Source organism: Halomicrobium sp. IBSBa (assembly GCF_017612575.1).
In the GTDB taxonomy this organism is placed as follows: domain Archaea; phylum Halobacteriota; class Halobacteria; order Halobacteriales; family Haloarculaceae; genus Halomicrobium.
The window spans coordinates 42,251-61,049 of the sequence record NZ_JADPQC010000005.1 but is presented as its reverse complement, the minus strand read 5'-3'; the positions used below and the strand labels follow the sequence as shown (position 1 = coordinate 61,049).

Below are 18,799 nucleotides of genomic sequence, written 5' to 3'. Positions count from 1 at the left end.
AAGCAAACGTCCAGCAGAATCGGAGCAAAGAAAACGAAATGCAAGCCTTTATCCCTGTGACTGGCATTTCGTTAATTGCAATGGCAAACGGTACTGTCGATTTCTTCAACGACACAGGCGGTTACGGTTTCATCGAGACAGAGGATGCGGACGACGACGTTTTCTTCCACATGGAAGACGTGGGCGGCCCGGACCTCGAAGAAGGCACAGACGTCGATTTCGACATCGAACAGGCCGACAAAGGCCCCCGCGCGACGAACGTCGTCCGCAACTAACGTTTCGGAGCTGCCGTCGGTGCTGACCGCGCCGCTTCGCGGCGTATGAGGCCAGACCGGTCGCGGGTCTCCCGCCGGCCGGCGACGGCGCTTCTCTTCCAGACCGCCATCGCGGCGCGACGGACAACGTTTTCACCGATCTCACCGACCAGAGCGACGCCACTGTCGTCGCCGAAATAGACAACTGCCCGTTCAAGCACCCGCTTCGGTCTCGACGGGCTCGGCAGTCTCGGTCGGCGACGGCGCTTCCGTCATCGTGGGCTCTCCCGATTCAGTCTCGGTCGCGGTCTCGCCGGTCGTCTCGGTCGCGTTGTCGACCGGCGGTGGCGTGATCGTCGCCGTCGGCGTCTCGGTGTCCGGCAGATCCACGTCGACGGTCGCGTCCTCCGTGCGGACCACCTGGAACGGTTCGCTCTCACCGTCGACGGTCCCGATCGCTAGCGCGGAGTGCGCGCTCCCGTTGTCCAGTGCGATCTCGGTCGTCGCCACGATCGGTCCGTCGTTGTCCGCGGTCGCCTCGCGAACGTCGACGGTGTAGTTCCCGGCCGGGACAGTGACGTAGTCCGACGCCTCGCCGTAGAAGACGTTCTCCGCGAGAACCGTCGTCTCGTTGCCCGTGCCGACGGTCACGTCGACGGCCGGCGCGTCGGGCGAGAGGTGGAGGACGCTGACCGCCGACTCACCGGCTGCCGGCTCGTAGGCGTTGTCGTCGTAGCGGATCGGCGAGAAGGGAACGCTCGCGTCGCCGCTCACCTCGCCGGCCGCGGCGACGGTCGTGACCGACCGGGGGTCGAGCGCCACCGTGTCGTCGAAGACGACGGTTCCCGTGTCGTTGGTAGCGATCGTGACGTTGTACGTCCCCGCCGACAGCGTCAGGTAGTCACCGACCTCGCCGAAGGAGAGATTCTGTACGACGGTCTGGTCGTCGACAGTGACATCGACGGCCGGCGCGTCGGGAGCAGCGTGGGCGACGCGGAGATACGACGTGTCCTGTGTCGCCGGCTCGGCGTCGTCGTCGGCCAGCTGTGTCGCGACGACACCGCCGGCCGTCAGGAGACTGCCGGCCACCAGTAGCGACGCGATCAGCGCACCGATCGTCCGTGCGTTTCGTGACATACACTCGCGTCGTCGATCCAGCACCGTTTTGTTATAAATCGCCATCTTGCAGGGCCGCGGGTCGGCGTCGGCCCCGGGGAGCGGTAATCCCACGTTGTCCACTGGCATCCGAGAATAACGCGACCGTATCCCGGCACGTCGTCCAGCCGCCGGCCGCTGAAAGCAGGGGTTATCCGCCCGACGACGGCCGCTCGGGGCGACGACGGAACCCATATACGTCCCAGTCGCGAGACCTAGGTATGAACTACGATGCAGCTCTCGACCGGGCGTTCGACGCGCTCCCCGACCAGCCGCGGGACGCGGGTGAACGCCTGTCGGTTCCGGACCCCGAAGGACAGACCGACGGCGCGTTCACACGACTGACGAACCTCCAGGCCATCGCGGACGCGCTCTCGCGAGAGGCAAAGCACGTCCACCGGACGATCCAGCGCGAGTTCGGGACCAACGGCCAGTTCGACGGCAACGAAGCCCGCTACAACGGTGACTTCGCCGTCAGCGACTTCGAGGCCGCTATCGACGCCTACGTCGCCGAGTACGTCACCTGCTCGGAGTGTGGCCTGCCCGACACCCGACTCACCACCGAGGACGGCGTCGACATGCTCCGCTGTGAGGCCTGCGGTGCCTTCCGCCCGGTCACCAAGGAGTCGACCAAGAACACCCAGACCGACCGGCCGACCCTCGAAGAGGGCGAGACTTACGAGGTCAAGATCACCGGCACCGGCCGCGAGGGCGACGGCGTCGCCGAGAAGGGCAAGTACACGATCTTCGTCCCCGGCGCGCAGGAAGGCGACGAAGTGGAGATCTACATCGAGAACATCAGCGGGACGCTGGCCTTCTCGCGGCTCGCATAAGCACCGCAACGACTTTCATCACCTACACCATCACCACGAGCGATGCGATTCGGCGTCGACGAGGCCGGAAAGGGACCGGTGCTGGGATCGATGTTCGCCGCGGCGGTCCGCTGTGATCCCGGCGACCTCCCCGACGGCGTCGGTGACTCGAAGGGAATCCCCGACGAGCGACGGGAGCGACTGGCCGAGGCGATCCGGTCTGTCGCGACGGTCGGGCTCGCCGAGATTCCACCGGCGCGAATCGACGATCCCGAGACGGACATGAACACGCTGACCGTCGCCGCCCACGCCGAGGCGCTCTCGGCAGTCGCGACGGACGATCTCTCGGGGCTGGTCGACGCCGGCGACACGGACGCCGAGCGGTTCGGCCGGCGGGTGGCCGACCGGGTCGACGCCGAAATCGACCTGGGGGCCGCACACGGGGCCGACGAGACCGACCCGCTCGTCGGGGCGGCCAGTATCGTCGCCAAGTCCGCCCGCGAGGCCCACGTCGCGGCGCTGGCCGAGGAGTACGGCCCCGTCGGGAGCGGCTACCCGAGTGATCCGACGACACGCGAGTTTCTGAAGTGCTACGTCGACGAGCACGGCGATCTACCCGACTGCGCGCGGGCGTCGTGGTCGACCTGCGACGACGTGCTGGCCGCCGCGGAACAGTCGTCGCTGGCGTCGTTCTGAACGCGCAGCCACCAACAATTCGCGCGGCCTTCCAGCGAGGGACTTCGAGCCGAAAAGCGTGGTCGTGTTACTCGCTTCGCTCTTCCTCGTCAAGCACCAGCCGGCGGAGGATGTCACCGTAGGCCGGCCGCGTGATCAGGACGCCGATGAGGACGCCGACGATGGTGATGATGGCGAACCCGGTGAGGTCACCGAGGCCCAGCACCGTCAGCGGGCTCATGGCGATGATCGTCGTCGCGGCGGCGGCTCCGATCACCCAGAAGGCCTTGCGGAAGCGGTTCTGGAACACCCGTCCCGTCGCGACGCCCTCGCGCTGGAGGATCTCGTCGGCGATGATGATCAGGTCGTCCACCCCCGTCCCGATCACCGCGATGAACCCGGCGATGTGTGACAGGTCCAGCGGGAACTGGATGACCGAAACGAACCCGAGCAGGAGTAACACCTCAGAGAGTGCAGTGACGATCATCGGGACCGCAACGCGGGGATCGCCGTAGCGCAGGTAGACGGCGATCGACACCGCGAGGACGGCGATGATACCCGTGATCAGCGAGTTCGTCTTGAACTGGTCTGCCAGTGCCGGCTCCAGCGAGGTGGTCTGTGCGTTCTGGAAGTCAAGCGGCGCGGGCAGTGGCTGGCCCGCCTTCAGGCTGAGCTCGATGTTGCGCGCTTCCTCGCGGGTGTTGGTCTCGATGACAAAGGTCGGATCGTTCGCAAAGCTCCCGTCGGCAAAGAGCCCGACCAGCCCCGGCGAGATGCCCTTGGCGGTGACGACCTCGTTGTTCAGCGACGCGATCAGACACTTGCCCGAGCTCTGGTTCGGGTTCTCGGCGTTGTACCCGCATCTGATCGCCCCGCGTGCGGTGTTTGGCTCGTCGAGTCCGGTCGCCCGAACCCCTTCGAGGAACTGGTCGACCGCGTCGTCCCGAATCGTGACGCTGACCTGGTACCCCTGTTGTCCGTCGACCTTGCGGGCGTTTCCGATGCCGTCGATGTCCTCTCGACTGACGATCTGCTGGCGGACGAACGTTCCGTTGTCGGCGGCGTAGCCACCGTACACGCGGACGATCCCGCGGTTTGCGACGATCGAGCGGAGTTCGTCGATGTCACGGCCCGGAGCCTCGATGACGACGAAGTTCTGTCCGGTCGCCGACTGGGCCGACTGGACGCTCCCGCCGCTGAGCGCGGACTGGGAGAGCTTCTCGTCGATGACTTCGACCATCTCGTCGCGGGTCGCTCGGGTCACGCCGTCGCGAACGTCGCTCTCTGACACGTCGTAGCCCTGTTCTTGCAGGGCGGCGGCGAGTTCGGCCTGCGTGACGTTCTCGGAGTACACCTCGACGGTGCCGTCGGCGTTTGGCTCGTTGGGTGCTCGCGCGTTCACGTCGACGGGATCGACGCCGAGTTGCGAGACGAGTTCGTCCTCGATGGCGATCGTCTCGTTGGTCTCGTCACCCGCGCCGACGGGCTGGATGCCGACGTTCTCGGCGGTCGTCCCGACGATCGGTGCCCGGATGCGCGAACCGCCGTCGAGTTGGATCCCGTACTGGAGGTTCGTGATGCCAGCCGCGGAGGCGTTCGCGCCGTCGGGCTGGGCCGTCGCGTTGTCGCCGGTAGCGACCGTCGCGCCGGGCACCAGTAGCGTCACGGTACTCCCGAGGGCGAGCACGACCAGCAGGATGATCCGCCAGTTGTCGCGGAGCCCGCTCATCGGTTCACCCCCTCGAACTTGTACCAGCGAAGCAAGGAGAGGTTCAACATGTAGGTGTTCATCAGGTCGGCCGCCAGCCCGATCACCAGCACAGTCCCGATCGAGGCCATCAGCTGGATGTTGAAGAAGGAGGCGACCACTGCCATCACTGCCATCGCCGACAGCGACGTGATCGTCATCGTCACACCGGTCTCCATCGCGCGGTGGACGCTCTCGTAGAACGACCCCGAGCGACGCAGGATGTGGTTGTTCAGCAGGATGTCCGAGTCGACGCTGTAACCGATCAGCATGAGGAGCGCGGCGACGGTCCCCAGCGACAGCTCGATCCCGAGGACGTTCATCGCCGCCAGCGGGATCACGATGTCGGAGAACGCCGAGACGACGACCGCGATGCTCGGGACGAACGAGCGAAAGAGCGCGAAGACGATCGCACTCATCCCGGCGAAGGCGATCAACACGCCGACGACCGCCGTCGTCTGGTTGTCACCACCGAAGGTCGCAGAAGTCGAGGAACTCGACAGGAGCTGCATGTCGGCACTCTGGGCCTGGTCCCGCAGCGACTGCGTGTCGAACGACTGGAACCGGACGATGTACTGATTCTCGTTCGGTCCGACGGTCTCGGCCTCCGCGTTCTCGGCGGCCTGCTGGACCGAGATCGGTTCGGTGTCGAACTCGTCGTCGATCTCTGCCTTGGACATCGACGTGACGACTGTCAGCTCGGAACCACCCGTGAAGTCGATCCCCGGTGAGACGGGCGCACCGGGCGACGCGACCGATCCGGACACGAACAGGGACCACCCGACCAAAATCAGTATCGCGAGGGCGAGTACCGCCAGCGGCACGGCCGCCAGCTGGCGGTTCGTGTACTGGTCGTAGTCGACCTCCGGTACCTCGAACGCGTTCATGGGCGTGGGTGTGCGAGCCCCCCGAATAAGCCTTCTTATCTCGCGACACACGGACACGACGACAGCGTCGCCGCAGCCGAGACGCGGCGCAGTCCCGGCGGTCCAGTGTCCCGGTCGGAGCGATCGACGGCTCCGATCAGTTCGGCAGGTACCGGACCGAGACGACGCCGTCGCCGACGCGTACGCTGACCCGATCGACGCCGAGTCGGGCGGCCCGTTCCCTGGTCGCCTCGTCGTCGAGCACGTCGTCGGCGGCTGCCTCGGCGTCTGGAACCGTCAGGACGTGGACCTCGCCCTCCCCGGCGCGTTCGCGTTTGGTGATCTCGCCGTCGGCCTGCTCGGCGGCGATGTCGCGGGCGAGGGTCGTCGGCGATTCCGGACTCCGCTCGACCGGGATCTCCCACTGGCGCTCGATGTCGACGATCTGGTAGGCGACTTCGAGCGGTGGTTCCGGTTCGACGGTGGCCTCGATCACCTCGTCGGCGGCGAGGCCGGGGTTCTCCGAGAGCGTGACGACCTGCTGGTCGACCACGTCGCGCAGCGTCGCCGTCTCGTCGTCGGCAGCGGTCACGAGAAACGTGCTCGATTTCATGTCTCTCCGTAGCGGTCGAGTGCTTTTGCCCGTCACGGTTCCGGCCGGTCACCAGCGGCGCGCGACCACCAGCATCGCCACCCCGACGAGCAGCGGCGGGGCGATACCGGCGGGTCGCGGCAGGGCGTACAGTGCCGCGACGACCGACGAGAGGAGTGGGTTCGACGGGAGCGTCTGCTGTGCCGCCGGGGCGGAGATCAGCGCCCCGAGATACAGCGACCCGAGAAAGCCGTAGCCCAGCCCCGCCAGGACGGCCGCGAACCGTCGGTCGGCACGGCCCCGTCTGAGCCGGCGGGCGACGAACAGCACCGGCGCGATCAGCGGCGCGACCACGAGCATCCCCACGAAGACGAAAAACGCCCGGACGAAGCTGAACTGACCGCCGCCCCCGCCGATCGTCTCGGCGATCAGGACGACGAGCGCGAGCGTAAACAACAGCCCAGTCGCCAGTGCGGCCAGTCCGCCGACGACGACGTAGGTGCGAAACAGCACGGAATCACTGGACCGGAAGGCGTAGGGAAAGGCCCCAAAGAGGCCGTCGTAGCTGTCGTCCGCGTCCTCGGTGGCTGCGCTGTCCTCGCCGTCCTCGGACGGTACACCGGTCCCGACGGCGTCGCCGGTCGCCCCGCTGGCTCCCGGTTCGGCGGCGTCTTCGGCCATGGCCGAGCGTACGGCTCGCCCGTGGTTAAACGCCGTGTTTCGAGGGGACGACTCGTCCACCGAGAGTGCGAGGCGAAGAGAACGGACTTTTTACCGGTCCGGGCGAGGCGAGCGTATGAACGTCGACATCGGAAACGCACTGGCAGCGGTCGCCGAGCCCGGCCTCTCTCGGGACGAACTGGCGACACTCGACGACCGCGTCGCACGGGCTCACGACCGAATCGAGCGCGGGCGGGCCGACGACGAGTTCGGCTACGCCGCCCTGAACCTGCCGACGACGACCGACGCCGAGGCGATCCGCGACGCCGTCGCGCCGGTCGCGGACGCGGAGACGGTCGTGACGGTCGGTATCGGTGGCAGCGCGCTCGGTGCGCGGACGATCACGAGCGCACTGGCAGCTGACGGCGGGACGAGCCACGTCGTGCTCGACAACGTCGATCCGGACCACGTCACCCGCGTCCTCTCGGATCTGTCGCTTTCCGAGACGGCGATCAACGTCGTCTCGAAGTCCGGCACCACGGCCGAGACGCTGTCGAACTTCCTCGTCGTCCGCGAGGCGATGATCGAGGCCGGGGTCGACTGGACCGAACGGACGGTCGTCACGACCGGCGACGAGGGGCCGCTGGCGGCGCTTGCCGACGAACACGACCTGCCGACGCTGGCGGTGCCCGACGGCGTGCCGGGCCGCTTCGCGGCGCTGTCGTCGGTCGGGCTGGTGCCGGCTGCGATCCTGGGCTGTGACATCGAGGGGCTGCTCGACGGGGCGGCGGCCGCCGCCGAGACGCTCGACTCGTCGCTGTTCGACTGTCCCGCCTACGCCTACGGCGCGGTCGCGTACGGCCTCGAAGAGCGCGGCGCGACGATCAACGCCGTCGTCCCCTACGCCGAGCGACTGGAGCCGTTCGCCGAGTGGTTCGCCCAGCTGTGGGCCGAGAGTCTCGGCAAGGACGGCCGGGGCCAGACGCCGGCCCGCGCACTGGGCGCGACCGATCAACACTCTCAGCTGCAGCTGTATCGGGCGGGCCGCCGGGACAAGCTCGTGACGCTGCTCCGACCCCGCGAGCGGCCGTCGCTTGACGTGCCGGCCGCGGCGGCCGACGCGCTCGCCCACCTCGAAGGGACCGACCTCGGAGAACTGCTGGACACGGAACTGCGCGCGACCGAGGCCAGTCTCGCCGAAGCCGGCCAGCCCAACGTCCGCGTCGAACTCGACCGCCTCGATCCGCGAGGGCTGGGCGAACTCCTCTACGCGATGGAGGCCGCCTGTATCCTCGTGGGCGAACTGGCCGGCGTCGAGACGTTCACCCAGCCCGCCGTCGAGTGGGGCAAGCAGGCCGCCAGAGACGTCCTCGAAGGCGACGAGACCGAGAAGACCGCCGCCATCGAAGACAAGCACGAACTGATCGTCGACGGCGGGGACGGACGGTAGCGTATTTAGGGCCGAGCCCCGAACGGCCGGGTAGATGGGGTCGGATCTGTACCACACCGCCGATCGCTCGGTACGACTGGAGGCCGCCGTCACGTCGCTGGCCGTGATCGCGTTCGCCTATCTGGTGGGGCTCGTCCTCGCGTCGCTGGGCGTCAGCGTCGCCGACGCGCTCGGCGTCACCGAGTCGACAACGCCGGTCGTCTACTACTCGGTGCAGTACGCGCTCTTGCCGGCGGGCTTTCTGGTGACCGTGTTCGGGTACCACCAGAGCCGCGAGACGGACGGACCCGTCCGATTTCACACCCCGACGCTCCGAGACCTGGGCTGGATCGCCCTTGGCTTTCTCGTCTTGCTGGCCGCGTCGACGGCCCTAGAGCAGCTCATCGGACTGCTGGGCGTCGAGACGGCACAGAACCAGGCGATCCTCACGGGCCGCGAGCACCCGCTGCTCTTTCTGGCCTTGCTCCCGATCACGGTGTTGCTGGTCGCTCCGGGCGAGGAACTGCTCTTTCGCGGCCTCGTCCAGGGGAAGTTCCGTCAGGCGTACGGCTCGGTGCCGGCGGTCGTGATCGCGAGCCTGCTGTTCGGGCTCTCTCACTCGGGGGCGCTGTCCGGAGCGGGCACGGTGACCTACCTCGCCGTGGCGACGGTCCTCGGACTGATCCTGGGTGCCGTCTACGAACACACCGAGAGTATCCTCGTTCCGGTCGGGATCCACGCGGCCTGGAACGTCTCGATCTACCTCGGCCAGTGGCTCCAGGCCGTCTACGGACTCTCGCTACTTGGATAGAGGCGGGTGTGACGGCCGTCTGACGGGGCTTTATGCAGTAATCTCTCTTATCGAGTGGTATGCCAACCCGGTACACGGTCGTGTGCGACGACGACCAGGCCAGGGCGATCAGTCGGCTGGCCCACCGGTACGGGATCACCGAAGAGGAGGTCCTCGAACAGTTGCTCGATCTCGGACTCGAAGCCGCCGAGGAGTCGACAGTTTAGGCGGGATTCTTCCGCGAGAGATCGCTACCACAGATCGGACAGCGGTCGTGGTTCTCGTCGAACTCGCGGCCACACCCCTGACACTGGAAGCGCCAGTCACGCTGCTCGTCGATGCCGTCCTGTGCGATCACTTCGACGGCAACCGAGAGCTTCTCCGAGACGTTCTGCATCGCGTAGTCGTCGGTGACCAGCCGCCCGTCGAGTTCGAACGTGGCAGCGATCAGGCGAACGTCGGTCTGGGAGAGTTCCGCGAGGTCGCCGGTCTCGTCGGCGGCCCGCTCGACCCGTTCGACGGTCTCCGGTTCGGGGATGTGCATGTGCATTCCCGACCCTTCCAGCGCGTCGAAGCGGTAGGCGCTCTCGTCTTCGAGTTCCTCGCGGACGAGCGGAATCGAAGCGATCGGCTCGTCGGTGTGATACTCGTTGATAAACGCCGAGGAGTCCAGAATGTACATCTAACGCTTGACGATCATGTGGTCTTTGACTGCCTGGACTCGCTCGACCGGGACGAGCAAACGCCCGGTCTCGTCGCGCTCGAACTCCGTCTGGCCGAGCGCGCCGTCGGCGTCGATGAGGAGGTGCTTCAGTGCCCCCGTGTCCAGATCCATCGTGATGTTGTACAGACTACCGATCTCGGTTCCGTCCGTCCCCATGACGTCTTTCCCCGAGAGGTTCTCGGCGAGTATTTCTGCCATACTGGCCCCTTCCGATTCCTGTACCATAAACGCCACGGGCCGTCAGACGTGCTGGCATACGGTATTAGTGTCTGCCGTCCGAGGGTGTGGTATGGACCGCCGCGACTACCTCGCCGCGCTCGTGACCGCGCCCGTCGTCGGCCTCACCGGCTGTGCCGGCGACGGCGGGACGACCGACACGCCGTCGGCGACCGAGACGACGCTCACCGCGACTGACACCCCGACACCGACCGCGACCGACACGCCAACCGACACCCCGACCGCGACCGACACGCCGACGCCGACACCCACCGACACGCCCACCGCGACACCGACGGTCGCCCAGACGGTCACGGTGGCACCGGAGGGACGGCTCCGGTTCTCGCCGGAGTCGTTCGAGATCAGTGCCGGCGAGACCGTCCGCTGGGTGTGGCAAGCGGGCGGTCACAACGTCGCCCCCGACACGACACCCGAGGAGAGCGACTGGTCCGGGACGCCGGGGACCGACACCTACGCCAGTGGCTACACGCACGTCTACACCTTCGAAACGACGGGCACCTACGAGTACTACTGTGTGCCCCACCGAGGGTCCGGGATGACCGCGTCCTTCGAAGTCGTCTGATCGTGCCAGCGACGCTACAGACGCCGAGATTACGATGCACTTATCAGGTGCGACCGACTCCGAACGAATAACTTCTGGACGGTGATCTCTCATGTCCGAACCCGATTCTCACGCTGACGACGACGCCGACGCTGGTGGCCTTCGAACCCCGATCGTGGCGGTGCTCGGCCACGTCGACCACGGCAAGACGAGCCTCCTGGACAAGATCCGTGGCTCGGCGGTGACCGCGGGCGAGTCCGGCGCGATCACCCAGCACATCGGCTCGACGGCCGTGCCGCTGGACGTGATCTCGTCGATGGCCGGCGACCTCGTCGACCCGACCGACTTCGACCTCCCCGGCTTGCTGTTTATCGACACGCCGGGCCACCACTCGTTCTCGACGCTGCGATCGCGCGGCGGCGCGCTGGCCGACATCGCGATCCTCGTCGTCGACGTCAACGACGGCTTCCAGCCCCAGACGATGGAGGCCATCGACATCCTCAAGCGGACCCAGACGCCCTTTATCGTCGCCGCAAACAAGATCGACACCGTCCCCGGCTGGAACCCCAACGAGGGCGAACCGGTCCGGGTGAGCAAGGAAAAGCAGTCCGACCGCGTCCAGGGCGACCTCGACGAGAAACTGTACGAGATCATCGGCCAGCTCTCGGACAACGGCTTCTCGGCCGACATGTACTGGCGCGTCCAGGACTTCCAGAACAACATCGGCGTCGTCCCCGTCTCGGCCGAGACCGGCGAGGGCGTGCCCGACCTGCTGACGGTGATGATGGGGCTGTCCCAGCGATACCTCAAAGAGGAGATGTCCATCGACGTTGGCGGGCCCGGCGTCGGCACCGTCCTCGAAGTGACCGACGCCCGCGGGTTCGGAACGACCGTCGACGCCGTCGTCTACGACGGGACCATCAGCGAGGACGACGAGATCGTCGTCGGCGGCCTCGACGGCCCGATCGTCACGGAGGTCCGAGCGTTGCTGAAGCCCCAACCGCTGGCGGAGATCCGTACCGAGAAGCAGTTCGAGCGCGTCGAGTCGGTCGCCGCGGCAGACGGGGTGAAAATCGCCGCGCCGGATCTCGACGACGCGATGGCCGGAGCACCGGTCCGGGTCGTCCGCGACCGCGATGTCGACGAGGTCATCCTCGAAGTCGAGGAGGAACTGGCCGGCTTCGAGGTCTCGACGGCCGAGGAGGGCGTCGTCATCAAAGCCGACACGCTCGGCTCGCTGGAAGCGCTCTCCGGGACGCTCGAAGAACACGAGATTCCCGTGATGCGCGCCGAGGTCGGCGACGTGGCTCCGCGGGACGTTCGGGTCGCCGAGACCGCGGGCGAGCCGATCAACCGGGCCGTCCTGGCCTTCGGGGTCGACACGCTCGACGACGCCGAACGGCTGGCCGACCAGGAGGACGTGGAAATCTTCGCCGACGACGTGATCTATCAGCTGATCGAGAGCTACGAGGACCACGTCGAGGCCATCGAGACCGCCCAGCAAGACCAGATCCTCGACAACATCACCCGCCCCGCCCGCTTCCAGATCCTCCAGGATCACACCTTCCGCCAGTCTGACCCCGCCGTCGTCGGCGTCGAGATCCTCGCCGGACGGATCAAGCGAAACAGCAACGTCGCGCTGTTCGACGGCGACGAGCCCGAACGCGTCGGCCACCTCAAGTCCATCCAGGACGAGGGCGAGGACGTCGACGAGGCGAACCGTGGCGACCGCGTCGCCGTCTCCATCGACGGACCGACCGTCGGCCGTCAGATCGAGGAGGGCGACGAGCTGTGGACCGAACTGCCCGAGAAACACGCCAAGATCCTCGAACAGGAACTCAAAGAGGACATCACGGGCGACGAACGCGAGGCGCTCAATCAGTACCTCGAAAAGCAGCGCAACCGCGACCCCTTCTGGGGGAAGTAGCGGACGACGGCACCGTGACGCCGGCCGCCGAGTAATAATATTTAATTAGACGGCGGCCGCCGGTACGGGTAGGATGCTCTCGGGCGAACTGGCGACCGCGGACCTGGTGCTGGTCGCGATGGCGCTGCCCCTGCTGGTGGCGTCGCTGGTCGGCGTCGTCTTCTCGGTACAGTTCGGCGTCGCGATGGGTGCCGGGAGTGTGCCGGCCGGCGGGACGCTGGGCTACGCGCTGTTTTACGATCCGCCGGCAAGCGAGTAGCAGAGCGTCTACTGTGCCGTCGGCGCGGCGTCGTCGGTCATTGCCTGCTTGACCTGCAGCGCCGCCGACGCGGCCAGTCCGTGGACGAGGTCGTCGCGCTCGTCGTCGGTGATCTCGACTTTGTCCTCGGTCGGCGAGTAGCCTGCGCTGACGACCGAGCCAAGCGGTGGCTGGACGGCGATCGTCGCACGCGGTCCGCTCGAACCGCTCGTGATCTCGGAGCCGACCACGAACTCGCCGGGGAGGACCTCACGGAGTCCGGCCGCCACGTGGGTCAGATCGCGACGGAGCGACTGACGCTGCTCCGGCGTCAGGTCCACCTCCTCTACGTCTGCCCCAAACTGTGTGTTCCCGTACATTCGGTTTCCGGTGCATCTATGCGAACAGAGTTTAAAAGGGCGGCGATGGTTACAGCGCTGGCCGGCTTCTGCCGTAGGCGGCACAGACGACGGCGCTTGCGTACTCCTCGTCGGCCTCGACCGACCGCACGACCGTCTCCGTGTCGACGAACGTCCAGTCTCGGAGCTGGCGGCCGGCCGCCAGTCCCGCCTCGATCTCTGCCCGCACGTCGTCGGGGTCCCCGCCGGAGACCTCGTAGAAGATGCCGCGGCCGGACTCGCTTCGCGACCAGCCGATCCCAGCCGCCACGCGTTCGCCGGGCGCGGCCGTCGCAGACGACTCGACGGTGTGGAGTTCCGCGCCGACCGGCCCCAGGTCCGGGGCGGTGCCGACGACTTCGATCTCCGGATCGGCCGGGATGACCGACGACAGCGTCACGAGGTTGTAGTTGTGGATGCCCGCGTCGGCCAGCGCGGCGTCGAACGACGACAGCTCTGTGGGGCCGCCGGCAGTCCCCCAGACGATCCGGATAACGCTCATACTCGCCGTTGGACGACGCTCGCTGTAAGGGGTTTCGCTTCACGGAGCCGACGGTGTGACCCCAGCGACACGCCAGCGCGAGTGTGACCGTCCGCCCGACGGAATCAAAAACGATGTCTGTCACAACCGGATAGAGACAGACGATGTACAGCGACATTCTCGTTCCGACAGACGGCAGCGACTCTATCGAGCAGGTCCTCGAGCACACGATCGATATCGCCGACGGACGAAACGTCACCGTCCACGCGCTCTACGTCGTCGACGACCGGGCGTTCCTGTCGATGGACGACGACATGCAAGACGAAGTGCTAGAAGAGCTGAAAGCCGAGGGGCGAGCCGCCACCTCGGACGTGGCGGCGGCCCTCGAACAGGAGGGCCTCTCGGTGACGAAGACGATCCGCCGCGGACGGCCGGCCGACCACATCGTCTCGTACGTCGAAGAGGCCGGGATCGATCTGGTGACGATGGGGTCACAGGCGGGCGAATACGAGCAGAACATGCTCGGCAGTACGTCCCAGAAGGTCGTCACGCAGTCTCCCGCACCGGTGCTGACCGTCGACGTCTCCGACGCCTCCGAGTAGGGCGCTGAAGACGGAGTCGGACTGTCGGCTGTTCGGTCGAAAGTGCGTCGCCACCCCGTGAGATCGTCCGACGGCGACAGCAGCGTCAGGCGAAGGCGACGGGAACGCTGCCGCCCTCGGTGCCGTCCTCGATCTTCTCGAGAGCGTCGTCGAAGTCCGCCTCGGTGACGGTCGTGCGCTGGTCGCGGATCGCGAACATGCCGGCCTCGGTGGCCAGCGACGCCAGCTCGGCACCCGAGAGGCCGTCGGTCTTGCCGGCGATCGACGACAGCTCGACCGTATCGGCCAGCTCCATCTCCTCGGTGTGGATCTCCAGAATGCGCGTCCGCCCGTCGAAGTCCGGGTTGGGGACCTCGATGAGGCGGTCGAAGCGGCCGGGCCGGAGGATCGCGCGGTCGAGCATGTCGAAGCGGTTGGTGGCGGCGATGATGCGGATCTCGCCGCGTTCGTCGAAGCCGTCCATCTCGCTGAGCAGCTGCATCATCGTCCGCTGGACCTCGGCGTCGCCGGAAGTCTTCGATTCGGTCCGCTTGGCCGCGATGGCGTCGATCTCGTCGATGAAGATGACGGCGGGTTCGCGGTCGGCCGCCAGCTCGAACAGGTCACGGACGAGTCGCGCGCCCTCGCCGATGAACTTCCGGACCAGCTCGGAGCCGGCCATCTTGATGAACGTGGCGTCGGTCTCGTTGGCGACGGCTTTGGCCAGCATCGTCTTCCCCGTGCCGGGCGGACCGTGCAGGAGGACGCCCGACGGCGGTTCGATGCCGACCTCGCGGAACTGCTCGGCGTTGACCAGCGGCTCCTCGACGGCCTCCCGAACTTCGCGGATCTGCGCTTCGAGCCCGCCGATGTCGCCGTAGGTCACGTCGGGGGAGCCGTCGACCTCCATCGCCTGTGCGCGAGCGTCTTTCTCGCCTTCGAGGATCTCCTTGACGCTGAACGAGTCGTTGATCGCGACCCGATCGCCGGCTTCGAGCCGTTCCCGCATCGACGGCGAGACCTCGGTCAGCACCTCCTGGTTGTTGCCGTGTTGTTTGACGATCACGCCGTCGTCGGTGACCTCCTCTGCCGTCGCGATGTACAGCGACGAGGTCTTCAGCATCTCGTTTTCCCGTTCGATGCGGTCGACGTCCTCCGTCAGCGAGCGCCGACGGTCTTTGGCCGCGTCGAGTTGCGATTCCAGTTCGTCGTTGACTTCCACGATCTGTTCGAAGTGATCCCGCAGCGCTTCGAGGCGCTCCTCGGGGGTCATGTCGGGATCGAGATCCAGCCGGGGCCGATCGGGAAGCGAGGGACTGCGCGACATCTGGTTATCGAACGTAGGGAACTGAACTATTAAGGGCCTTTGGGTCAGGTACGCATAGCCGAGCCGACACGCGTCGCCGGACGGCAGCCTGCCGTGCGTCAGCTCAGCTGGTCGAACTCGTCGAGGTACTCGCCGTAGGTGTCGATGGCTGCCTCGACCGGAGCCGAGGTCGACATGTCGACGCCGGCACCCTGGAGCAGTTCCAGCGGGTACTCCCGGGAGCCCTTCCGGAGGAAGTCGATGTAGCGCTGGGCAGCGGGTTCGCCCTCCGAGAGGATCCCGTCGACGAGGGCGACGGCCGCCGAGATGCCCGTCGCGTACTGGTAGACGTAGAACGAGCGGTAGAAGTGCGGGATGCGCATCCACTCGCGAGCGATCCGGTCGTCGACGTTGGCGGGTGCGTAGTAGTCGCTCTTGAGGTCGTGATAGAGCTCGTCCAGGCGGTCGGGCGTCAGCGGTTCGCCGGCCTCGCTCATCTCGTGGGCGCGGTGCTCGAACTCCGCGAACATCGTCTGGCGGAACAGCGTCGATCGGAACCGTTCGAGGTACTCGTTGAGGACGTGTCGGCGGAGTCGCTCGTCGTCGACCACGTCCAGCAGGTGGTGGGTCAGCAGCGTCTCGTTGACCGTCGAGGCCACCTCGGCGACGAAGATCTCGTAGCCCGAGTAGACGTAGGGCTGGGACTCGCTGGTGTACTCCGAATGCAGCGAGTGGCCCAGTTCGTGGGCCAGCGTGTACATCGACTCCACGTCGTCCTGGTAGTTCATCAGGATGAACGGCTGGGAGTCGTAGGTCCCGCCGGAGTACGCGCCCGACTGCTTGTTGGCGGTCTCGTAGACGTCGACCCACCGCGAGTCCAGCCCCTCCGAGACGCGAGACTGGTAGTCGTCGCCCAGCGGCGCGACGGCGTCGACGACGTACTCACAGGCCTGTTCGTACTCGATCTCCGGAGACTCCTCCTGGACGAGCGGGACGTAGAGGTCCCACATCTCCAGTTCGTCCGCACCGATCGCCTCGCGCTTGAGGTCGGCGTGGCGGTGGAGCGCGTCGAGGTTGTCTCGAACGGTGTCGACCAGCGTGTCGTAGACCGAGACGGGGACGTTCGGGCCGTCCAGTGCGGCCTCGCGAGCGGTGTCGTAGTTGCGGGCCTTGGCCATCTTCACGTCGGTCTTGACGCTGTTCTTGTAGGCCGATCCGACGGCGTTGCGCACGGTCTCCCACTCGTCGTAGAAGCTCTCGTACACCCGCTGGCGGAAGTCGCGGTCCGGTCGCTTCTGGAGGGTCGTGAAGTTGTTCAGCGTCACCGGCTGGTCGTCGCCCTCGCTGTCCTCGACGGACGGGAACGTCATGTCCGCGTTGGCCAGCATGTTGTACACTTCGCCCGACGCGCCCGTGACCTCGCTCAGCTCCGCCAGCAGGTTCTCGACCTCCGGGGAGCGGGTGTGGTCTTTCATCCGGAGCACGTCGTCGAAGTAGTGTTCGTACTCCGCGAGGGCCGGTTCCGCGTCGATCATCGCTTCGATGTCGTCCCACTCCAGATCCTGGAGGGCCGGTTCGAGGAAACTCGCCGCGCTGGAGGCGTCCGAGGACAGCGACTGTGCCCGCGCGGTCAACGCCTGGTACTGGTCCCGGGTGGTGTCCTCGTCTTTTCGCATCCGCGCGTACGAGGAGACGTTGGCGACGGTGCGCATCAGGTCCTCGTAGGTCTCTAGGGTCGCGCAGAGCGTCTCGGCGTCGTCGGTCGCGCGCCCCTCGTAGGCCGCGAGATCCGCGACGAGTGCTTCGGCCCGCTCGTAGGCGGTCTCCCAGTCCTCGTCGGTCGCGTACAGCGACTCGAGGTCCCACTTGTACTGCGTCTCGATCTCCGATCTGTCGGGCACCGAACTCATGTGACCGGATTAGCGTCTCGATGCCGTAAGTCTTGCCGGGCGAGATCGTGCGAGCGTCACGGGCGACAGCAATCCGTCACACGCCGTCGCAGATCTCCTCGGCGACGCGGGCACCGGCGCGGCGTTCGGCGACGCGGTCGGCAAAGACCGACCGAGCACTCTCGCGGGCAGCGTCGTCGACGGAAAACGAGATATCGTACTCGACTCCGGTGAGGACCAGCGGCGTCGGCGGCGCGGGTCCGACACCCGCAGCCCCGTCGATCGGCTCCGAGTCGAGCACGCGATCGACCTTCGACACCGGAGCCTCGCCCCGGCGGATCTCGTCGACGAGACCGACGACCCGGCGGACGAGCTGGCGGCAGAACCCACCGGCACGGAGCCGACAGACGAGAAACGCCGCCTCCCGGGTGAGATCGATCGACAGTGCCCTAACCGTCCCACGGTCGTCCGGCGTGAGATTGTGGAAGTCGTGCTCACCGGCGAGGGCGTCCGCGGCCCGCCGAGCCCGGTCGTCGTGGCGCTCGGGCGCGTACAGGTGATAGACGTACTCGCGCTCTCGGGCGTCGTGGGTCGCGTGAAAGTCCTCGGGCACGTCGGCGCTCGCCCACGCACGAACCGCGGCCGGGAGTTCGCTGTTGAACGCCGCGGGGGAGAGCCACTCCGGGGCCTCGAAGGCGACCGTCTGGGCCAGCGCTGAGACGCCAGCGTCCGTCCGTCCGGCCGCGGCGTAGCCCGCCGGAACGCCCCCGTCAGTGACCCCGAGTCGGTCGAGTGCGGCCAGTAGCTCCCCCTCGACCGTCTCGACATCGGGCTGGCGCTGGAACCCGTGGTAGGGCTGGCCGTCGTAGGCGATACGATAGGCGCGCATACGCCGTCTGGACGCCGTGGCTACTTATCCACCGCCGTTCCCACGCGACGACAAGCCGACGCGGATTTAGGTAGTCGGCACCACAATACCGGACAATGACAGACGAGGCGACGGCCGCCCACCGGTTCTCACGTCCGCCCCGTTCGTTCACAGACGGTCGCGATCGCGCGATCGAGATCGGCGTCGCCGACGACGCCGACAGCGAGGCCGTCGTCGAGATGTACGCGGCCTACACCGACGCCGACCGCGCGCAGGGGATCCCGCCGCGCGAGCGACGCGACGTGGCGGAGTGGGTCGACACCATGCTCGACGACGGCATCAACCTCGTCGCCTGGCACGGCGAGGACGCGGTCGGTCACGCCGCGCTCTTTCCCTACGACGAGACCGCGGAACTCGTGATCTTCGTCCACCCGGACTACCACTACGCCGGGATCGGTTCCCGCCTGATCAGGGCGCTGCTGGGCGCGGGCCAGCGCGCGGGACTGGACCACGTCTGGCTCTCCGTCCAGCGGGACAACCACGTCGCGATGAACCTCTACCGGTCGGTCGGGTTCGAGACGACACGTCGGGAGCGCAACGAACACGAGATGGAACTGGACCTGTAAGTC

The 18,799-nt window shown here is 66.9% G+C and carries 23 protein-coding genes; 11 read left to right on the top strand and 12 right to left on the bottom strand.

The annotated features are described in order from the left end of the window. The first annotated feature begins 80 nt into the window (after nt 1–80). A complete protein-coding gene (locus IL252_RS12930; RefSeq protein ID WP_015762293.1) occupies nt 81–275 on the top strand; it encodes a cold-shock protein in 195 nt (64 codons plus the stop codon). 192 nt (nt 276–467) lie between these two features. Here the strand turns inward: IL252_RS12930 and IL252_RS12925 are convergent, their stop codons facing one another. Next, nucleotides 468–1,391 carry a DUF4397 domain-containing protein gene (locus IL252_RS12925; RefSeq protein ID WP_208628316.1) on the bottom strand — a complete coding sequence of 308 codons (924 nt, stop codon included), beginning with the start codon at nt 1,389–1,391 and terminating at the stop codon, nt 468–470. A 239-nt stretch (nt 1,392–1,630) separates the two neighbouring features. Here IL252_RS12925 and IL252_RS12920 point away from each other — a divergent pair, with 239 nt between their 5' ends. After that, complete coding sequence (locus IL252_RS12920) at nt 1,631–2,242, top strand: translation initiation factor IF-2 subunit beta (RefSeq protein WP_015762291.1); 612 nt, start codon at nt 1,631–1,633, stop codon at nt 2,240–2,242. A gap of 42 nt (nt 2,243–2,284) precedes the next feature. Continuing rightward, a complete protein-coding gene (gene rnhB, locus IL252_RS12915; RefSeq protein WP_208628315.1) occupies nt 2,285–2,917 on the top strand; it encodes a ribonuclease HII in 633 nt (210 codons plus the stop codon). Between the two features lie 67 nt (nt 2,918–2,984). On the opposite strand, the gene IL252_RS12910 is transcribed toward rnhB, so the two are convergent. The 4 genes from IL252_RS12910 to IL252_RS12895 all read right to left on the bottom strand — a co-directional run bounded on the left by IL252_RS12910 (nt 2,985) and on the right by IL252_RS12895 (nt 6,782). Beyond that, nucleotides 2,985–4,625: a preprotein translocase subunit SecD gene (locus tag IL252_RS12910; protein ID WP_208628314.1), complete on the bottom strand. Its 1,641-nt coding sequence runs from the start codon at nt 4,623–4,625 to the stop codon at nt 2,985–2,987. Beyond that, nucleotides 4,622–5,530, bottom strand: a complete 909-nt coding sequence (gene secF, locus IL252_RS12905; RefSeq protein ID WP_208628313.1) for a protein translocase subunit SecF — start codon at nt 5,528–5,530, stop codon at nt 4,622–4,624. The genes IL252_RS12910 and secF overlap by 4 nt, the downstream gene beginning before the upstream one ends. Nucleotides 5,531–5,666: 136 nt before the next feature. Beyond that, a complete protein-coding gene (locus tag IL252_RS12900) occupies nt 5,667–6,122 on the bottom strand; it encodes a DUF5812 family protein (protein WP_170093459.1) in 456 nt (151 codons plus the stop codon). Nucleotides 6,123–6,170: 48 nt separating this feature from the next. Beyond that, nucleotides 6,171–6,782 (bottom strand): hypothetical protein, encoded by a 612-nt coding sequence (locus IL252_RS12895; RefSeq protein ID WP_208628312.1) that lies wholly within the window; start codon nt 6,780–6,782, stop codon nt 6,171–6,173. A gap of 115 nt (nt 6,783–6,897) precedes the next feature. Between IL252_RS12895 and IL252_RS12890 the strand changes: the two genes are divergently transcribed. The 3 genes from IL252_RS12890 to IL252_RS12880 are packed head-to-tail and all read left to right on the top strand — an operon-like array spanning nt 6,898 to nt 9,207. Further along, nucleotides 6,898–8,211, top strand: coding sequence for a glucose-6-phosphate isomerase (locus IL252_RS12890; protein WP_208628311.1), 1,314 nt, complete (start codon nt 6,898–6,900; stop codon nt 8,209–8,211). A gap of 34 nt (nt 8,212–8,245) precedes the next feature. Continuing rightward, nucleotides 8,246–9,001 (top strand): CPBP family glutamic-type intramembrane protease, encoded by a 756-nt coding sequence (locus tag IL252_RS12885; RefSeq protein ID WP_208628310.1) that lies wholly within the window; start codon nt 8,246–8,248, stop codon nt 8,999–9,001. Nucleotides 9,002–9,060: 59 nt separating this feature from the next. Further along, a complete protein-coding gene (locus tag IL252_RS12880; protein WP_208628309.1) occupies nt 9,061–9,207 on the top strand; it encodes a CopG family transcriptional regulator in 147 nt (48 codons plus the stop codon). On the opposite strand, the gene IL252_RS12875 is transcribed toward IL252_RS12880, so the two are convergent. Together IL252_RS12875 and IL252_RS12870 are read right to left on the bottom strand one after the other, a co-directional pair. Beyond that, nucleotides 9,204–9,662 carry an NOB1 family endonuclease gene (locus IL252_RS12875; protein ID WP_208628308.1) on the bottom strand — a complete coding sequence of 153 codons (459 nt, stop codon included), beginning with the start codon at nt 9,660–9,662 and terminating at the stop codon, nt 9,204–9,206. The two genes, IL252_RS12880 and IL252_RS12875, sit on opposite strands and share 4 nt — an antisense overlap. After that, nucleotides 9,663–9,902 carry a PRC-barrel domain-containing protein gene (locus IL252_RS12870; protein WP_153552452.1) on the bottom strand — a complete coding sequence of 80 codons (240 nt, stop codon included), beginning with the start codon at nt 9,900–9,902 and terminating at the stop codon, nt 9,663–9,665. 91 nt (nt 9,903–9,993) lie between these two features. Between IL252_RS12870 and IL252_RS12865 the strand changes: the two genes are divergently transcribed. The 3 genes from IL252_RS12865 (at nt 9,994) to IL252_RS12855 (ending at nt 12,668) form a co-directional block, all read left to right on the top strand. Continuing rightward, the gene (locus tag IL252_RS12865) at nt 9,994–10,503 is read left to right on the top strand and encodes a plastocyanin/azurin family copper-binding protein (RefSeq protein ID WP_208628307.1); all 510 of its coding nucleotides are present in this window, start codon (nt 9,994–9,996) and stop codon (nt 10,501–10,503) included. Nucleotides 10,504–10,594: 91 nt separating this feature from the next. Continuing rightward, the gene (gene infB / locus IL252_RS12860; protein ID WP_208628306.1) at nt 10,595–12,409 is read left to right on the top strand and encodes a translation initiation factor IF-2; all 1,815 of its coding nucleotides are present in this window, start codon (nt 10,595–10,597) and stop codon (nt 12,407–12,409) included. A gap of 73 nt (nt 12,410–12,482) precedes the next feature. Further along, on the top strand, nt 12,483–12,668 hold the full coding sequence (locus IL252_RS12855; RefSeq protein WP_015762278.1) for a hypothetical protein: 186 nt from the start codon (nt 12,483–12,485) through the stop codon (nt 12,666–12,668). An 8-nt stretch (nt 12,669–12,676) separates the two neighbouring features. On the opposite strand, the gene IL252_RS12850 is transcribed toward IL252_RS12855, so the two are convergent. Beyond that, complete coding sequence (locus IL252_RS12850) at nt 12,677–13,027, bottom strand: DUF5811 family protein (RefSeq protein WP_015762277.1); 351 nt, start codon at nt 13,025–13,027, stop codon at nt 12,677–12,679. 49 nt (nt 13,028–13,076) lie between these two features. Continuing rightward, nucleotides 13,077–13,547: a pyruvoyl-dependent arginine decarboxylase gene (locus IL252_RS12845; protein WP_208628305.1), complete on the bottom strand. Its 471-nt coding sequence runs from the start codon at nt 13,545–13,547 to the stop codon at nt 13,077–13,079. Between the two features lie 143 nt (nt 13,548–13,690). Between IL252_RS12845 and IL252_RS12840 the strand changes: the two genes are divergently transcribed. Then, the gene (locus IL252_RS12840; RefSeq protein WP_153552439.1) at nt 13,691–14,128 is read left to right on the top strand and encodes a universal stress protein; all 438 of its coding nucleotides are present in this window, start codon (nt 13,691–13,693) and stop codon (nt 14,126–14,128) included. An 85-nt stretch (nt 14,129–14,213) separates the two neighbouring features. Here the strand turns inward: IL252_RS12840 and IL252_RS12835 are convergent, their stop codons facing one another. From IL252_RS12835 to truA, 3 genes are all read right to left on the bottom strand, one after another. Continuing rightward, a complete protein-coding gene (locus IL252_RS12835; RefSeq protein WP_208628304.1) occupies nt 14,214–15,434 on the bottom strand; it encodes a proteasome-activating nucleotidase in 1,221 nt (406 codons plus the stop codon). A 98-nt stretch (nt 15,435–15,532) separates the two neighbouring features. Continuing rightward, nucleotides 15,533–17,323 (bottom strand): oligoendopeptidase F, encoded by a 1,791-nt coding sequence (gene pepF, locus IL252_RS12830; protein WP_208628303.1) that lies wholly within the window; start codon nt 17,321–17,323, stop codon nt 15,533–15,535. Nucleotides 17,324–17,399: 76 nt separating this feature from the next. Continuing rightward, nucleotides 17,400–18,191, bottom strand: coding sequence for a tRNA pseudouridine(38-40) synthase TruA (gene truA / locus IL252_RS12825; RefSeq protein ID WP_208628302.1), 792 nt, complete (start codon nt 18,189–18,191; stop codon nt 17,400–17,402). Between the two features lie 95 nt (nt 18,192–18,286). On the opposite strand from truA, the gene IL252_RS12820 reads away from it, so the two are divergent. Further along, nucleotides 18,287–18,796 (top strand): GNAT family N-acetyltransferase, encoded by a 510-nt coding sequence (locus tag IL252_RS12820; RefSeq protein WP_170093448.1) that lies wholly within the window; start codon nt 18,287–18,289, stop codon nt 18,794–18,796. Nucleotides 18,797–18,799 lie beyond the last annotated feature (3 nt).

Excerpts from the sequence above, each read along its gene's own strand:
- IL252_RS12930 (WP_015762293.1), top strand. The coding sequence starts at position 81 with ATGGCAAACGGTACTGTCGATTTCTTCAACGACACAGGCGGTTACGGT.
- IL252_RS12925 (WP_208628316.1), bottom strand. The coding sequence starts at position 1,391 with ATGTCACGAAACGCACGGACGATCGGTGCGCTGATCGCGTCGCTACTG.
- IL252_RS12920 (WP_015762291.1), top strand. The coding sequence starts at position 1,631 with ATGAACTACGATGCAGCTCTCGACCGGGCGTTCGACGCGCTCCCCGAC.
- rnhB (WP_208628315.1), top strand. The coding sequence starts at position 2,285 with ATGCGATTCGGCGTCGACGAGGCCGGAAAGGGACCGGTGCTGGGATCG.
- IL252_RS12910 (WP_208628314.1), bottom strand. The coding sequence starts at position 4,625 with ATGAGCGGGCTCCGCGACAACTGGCGGATCATCCTGCTGGTCGTGCTC.
- secF (WP_208628313.1), bottom strand. The coding sequence starts at position 5,530 with ATGAACGCGTTCGAGGTACCGGAGGTCGACTACGACCAGTACACGAAC.
- IL252_RS12900 (WP_170093459.1), bottom strand. The coding sequence starts at position 6,122 with ATGAAATCGAGCACGTTTCTCGTGACCGCTGCCGACGACGAGACGGCG.
- IL252_RS12895 (WP_208628312.1), bottom strand. The coding sequence starts at position 6,782 with ATGGCCGAAGACGCCGCCGAACCGGGAGCCAGCGGGGCGACCGGCGAC.
- IL252_RS12890 (WP_208628311.1), top strand. The coding sequence starts at position 6,898 with ATGAACGTCGACATCGGAAACGCACTGGCAGCGGTCGCCGAGCCCGGC.
- IL252_RS12885 (WP_208628310.1), top strand. The coding sequence starts at position 8,246 with ATGGGGTCGGATCTGTACCACACCGCCGATCGCTCGGTACGACTGGAG.
- IL252_RS12880 (WP_208628309.1), top strand. The coding sequence starts at position 9,061 with ATGCCAACCCGGTACACGGTCGTGTGCGACGACGACCAGGCCAGGGCG.
- IL252_RS12875 (WP_208628308.1), bottom strand. The coding sequence starts at position 9,662 with ATGTACATTCTGGACTCCTCGGCGTTTATCAACGAGTATCACACCGAC.
- IL252_RS12870 (WP_153552452.1), bottom strand. The coding sequence starts at position 9,902 with ATGGCAGAAATACTCGCCGAGAACCTCTCGGGGAAAGACGTCATGGGG.
- IL252_RS12865 (WP_208628307.1), top strand. The coding sequence starts at position 9,994 with ATGGACCGCCGCGACTACCTCGCCGCGCTCGTGACCGCGCCCGTCGTC.
- infB (WP_208628306.1), top strand. The coding sequence starts at position 10,595 with ATGTCCGAACCCGATTCTCACGCTGACGACGACGCCGACGCTGGTGGC.
- IL252_RS12855 (WP_015762278.1), top strand. The coding sequence starts at position 12,483 with ATGCTCTCGGGCGAACTGGCGACCGCGGACCTGGTGCTGGTCGCGATG.
- IL252_RS12850 (WP_015762277.1), bottom strand. The coding sequence starts at position 13,027 with ATGTACGGGAACACACAGTTTGGGGCAGACGTAGAGGAGGTGGACCTG.
- IL252_RS12845 (WP_208628305.1), bottom strand. The coding sequence starts at position 13,547 with ATGAGCGTTATCCGGATCGTCTGGGGGACTGCCGGCGGCCCCACAGAG.
- IL252_RS12840 (WP_153552439.1), top strand. The coding sequence starts at position 13,691 with ATGTACAGCGACATTCTCGTTCCGACAGACGGCAGCGACTCTATCGAG.
- IL252_RS12835 (WP_208628304.1), bottom strand. The coding sequence starts at position 15,434 with ATGTCGCGCAGTCCCTCGCTTCCCGATCGGCCCCGGCTGGATCTCGAT.
- pepF (WP_208628303.1), bottom strand. The coding sequence starts at position 17,323 with ATGAGTTCGGTGCCCGACAGATCGGAGATCGAGACGCAGTACAAGTGG.
- truA (WP_208628302.1), bottom strand. The coding sequence starts at position 18,191 with ATGCGCGCCTATCGTATCGCCTACGACGGCCAGCCCTACCACGGGTTC.
- IL252_RS12820 (WP_170093448.1), top strand. The coding sequence starts at position 18,287 with ATGACAGACGAGGCGACGGCCGCCCACCGGTTCTCACGTCCGCCCCGT.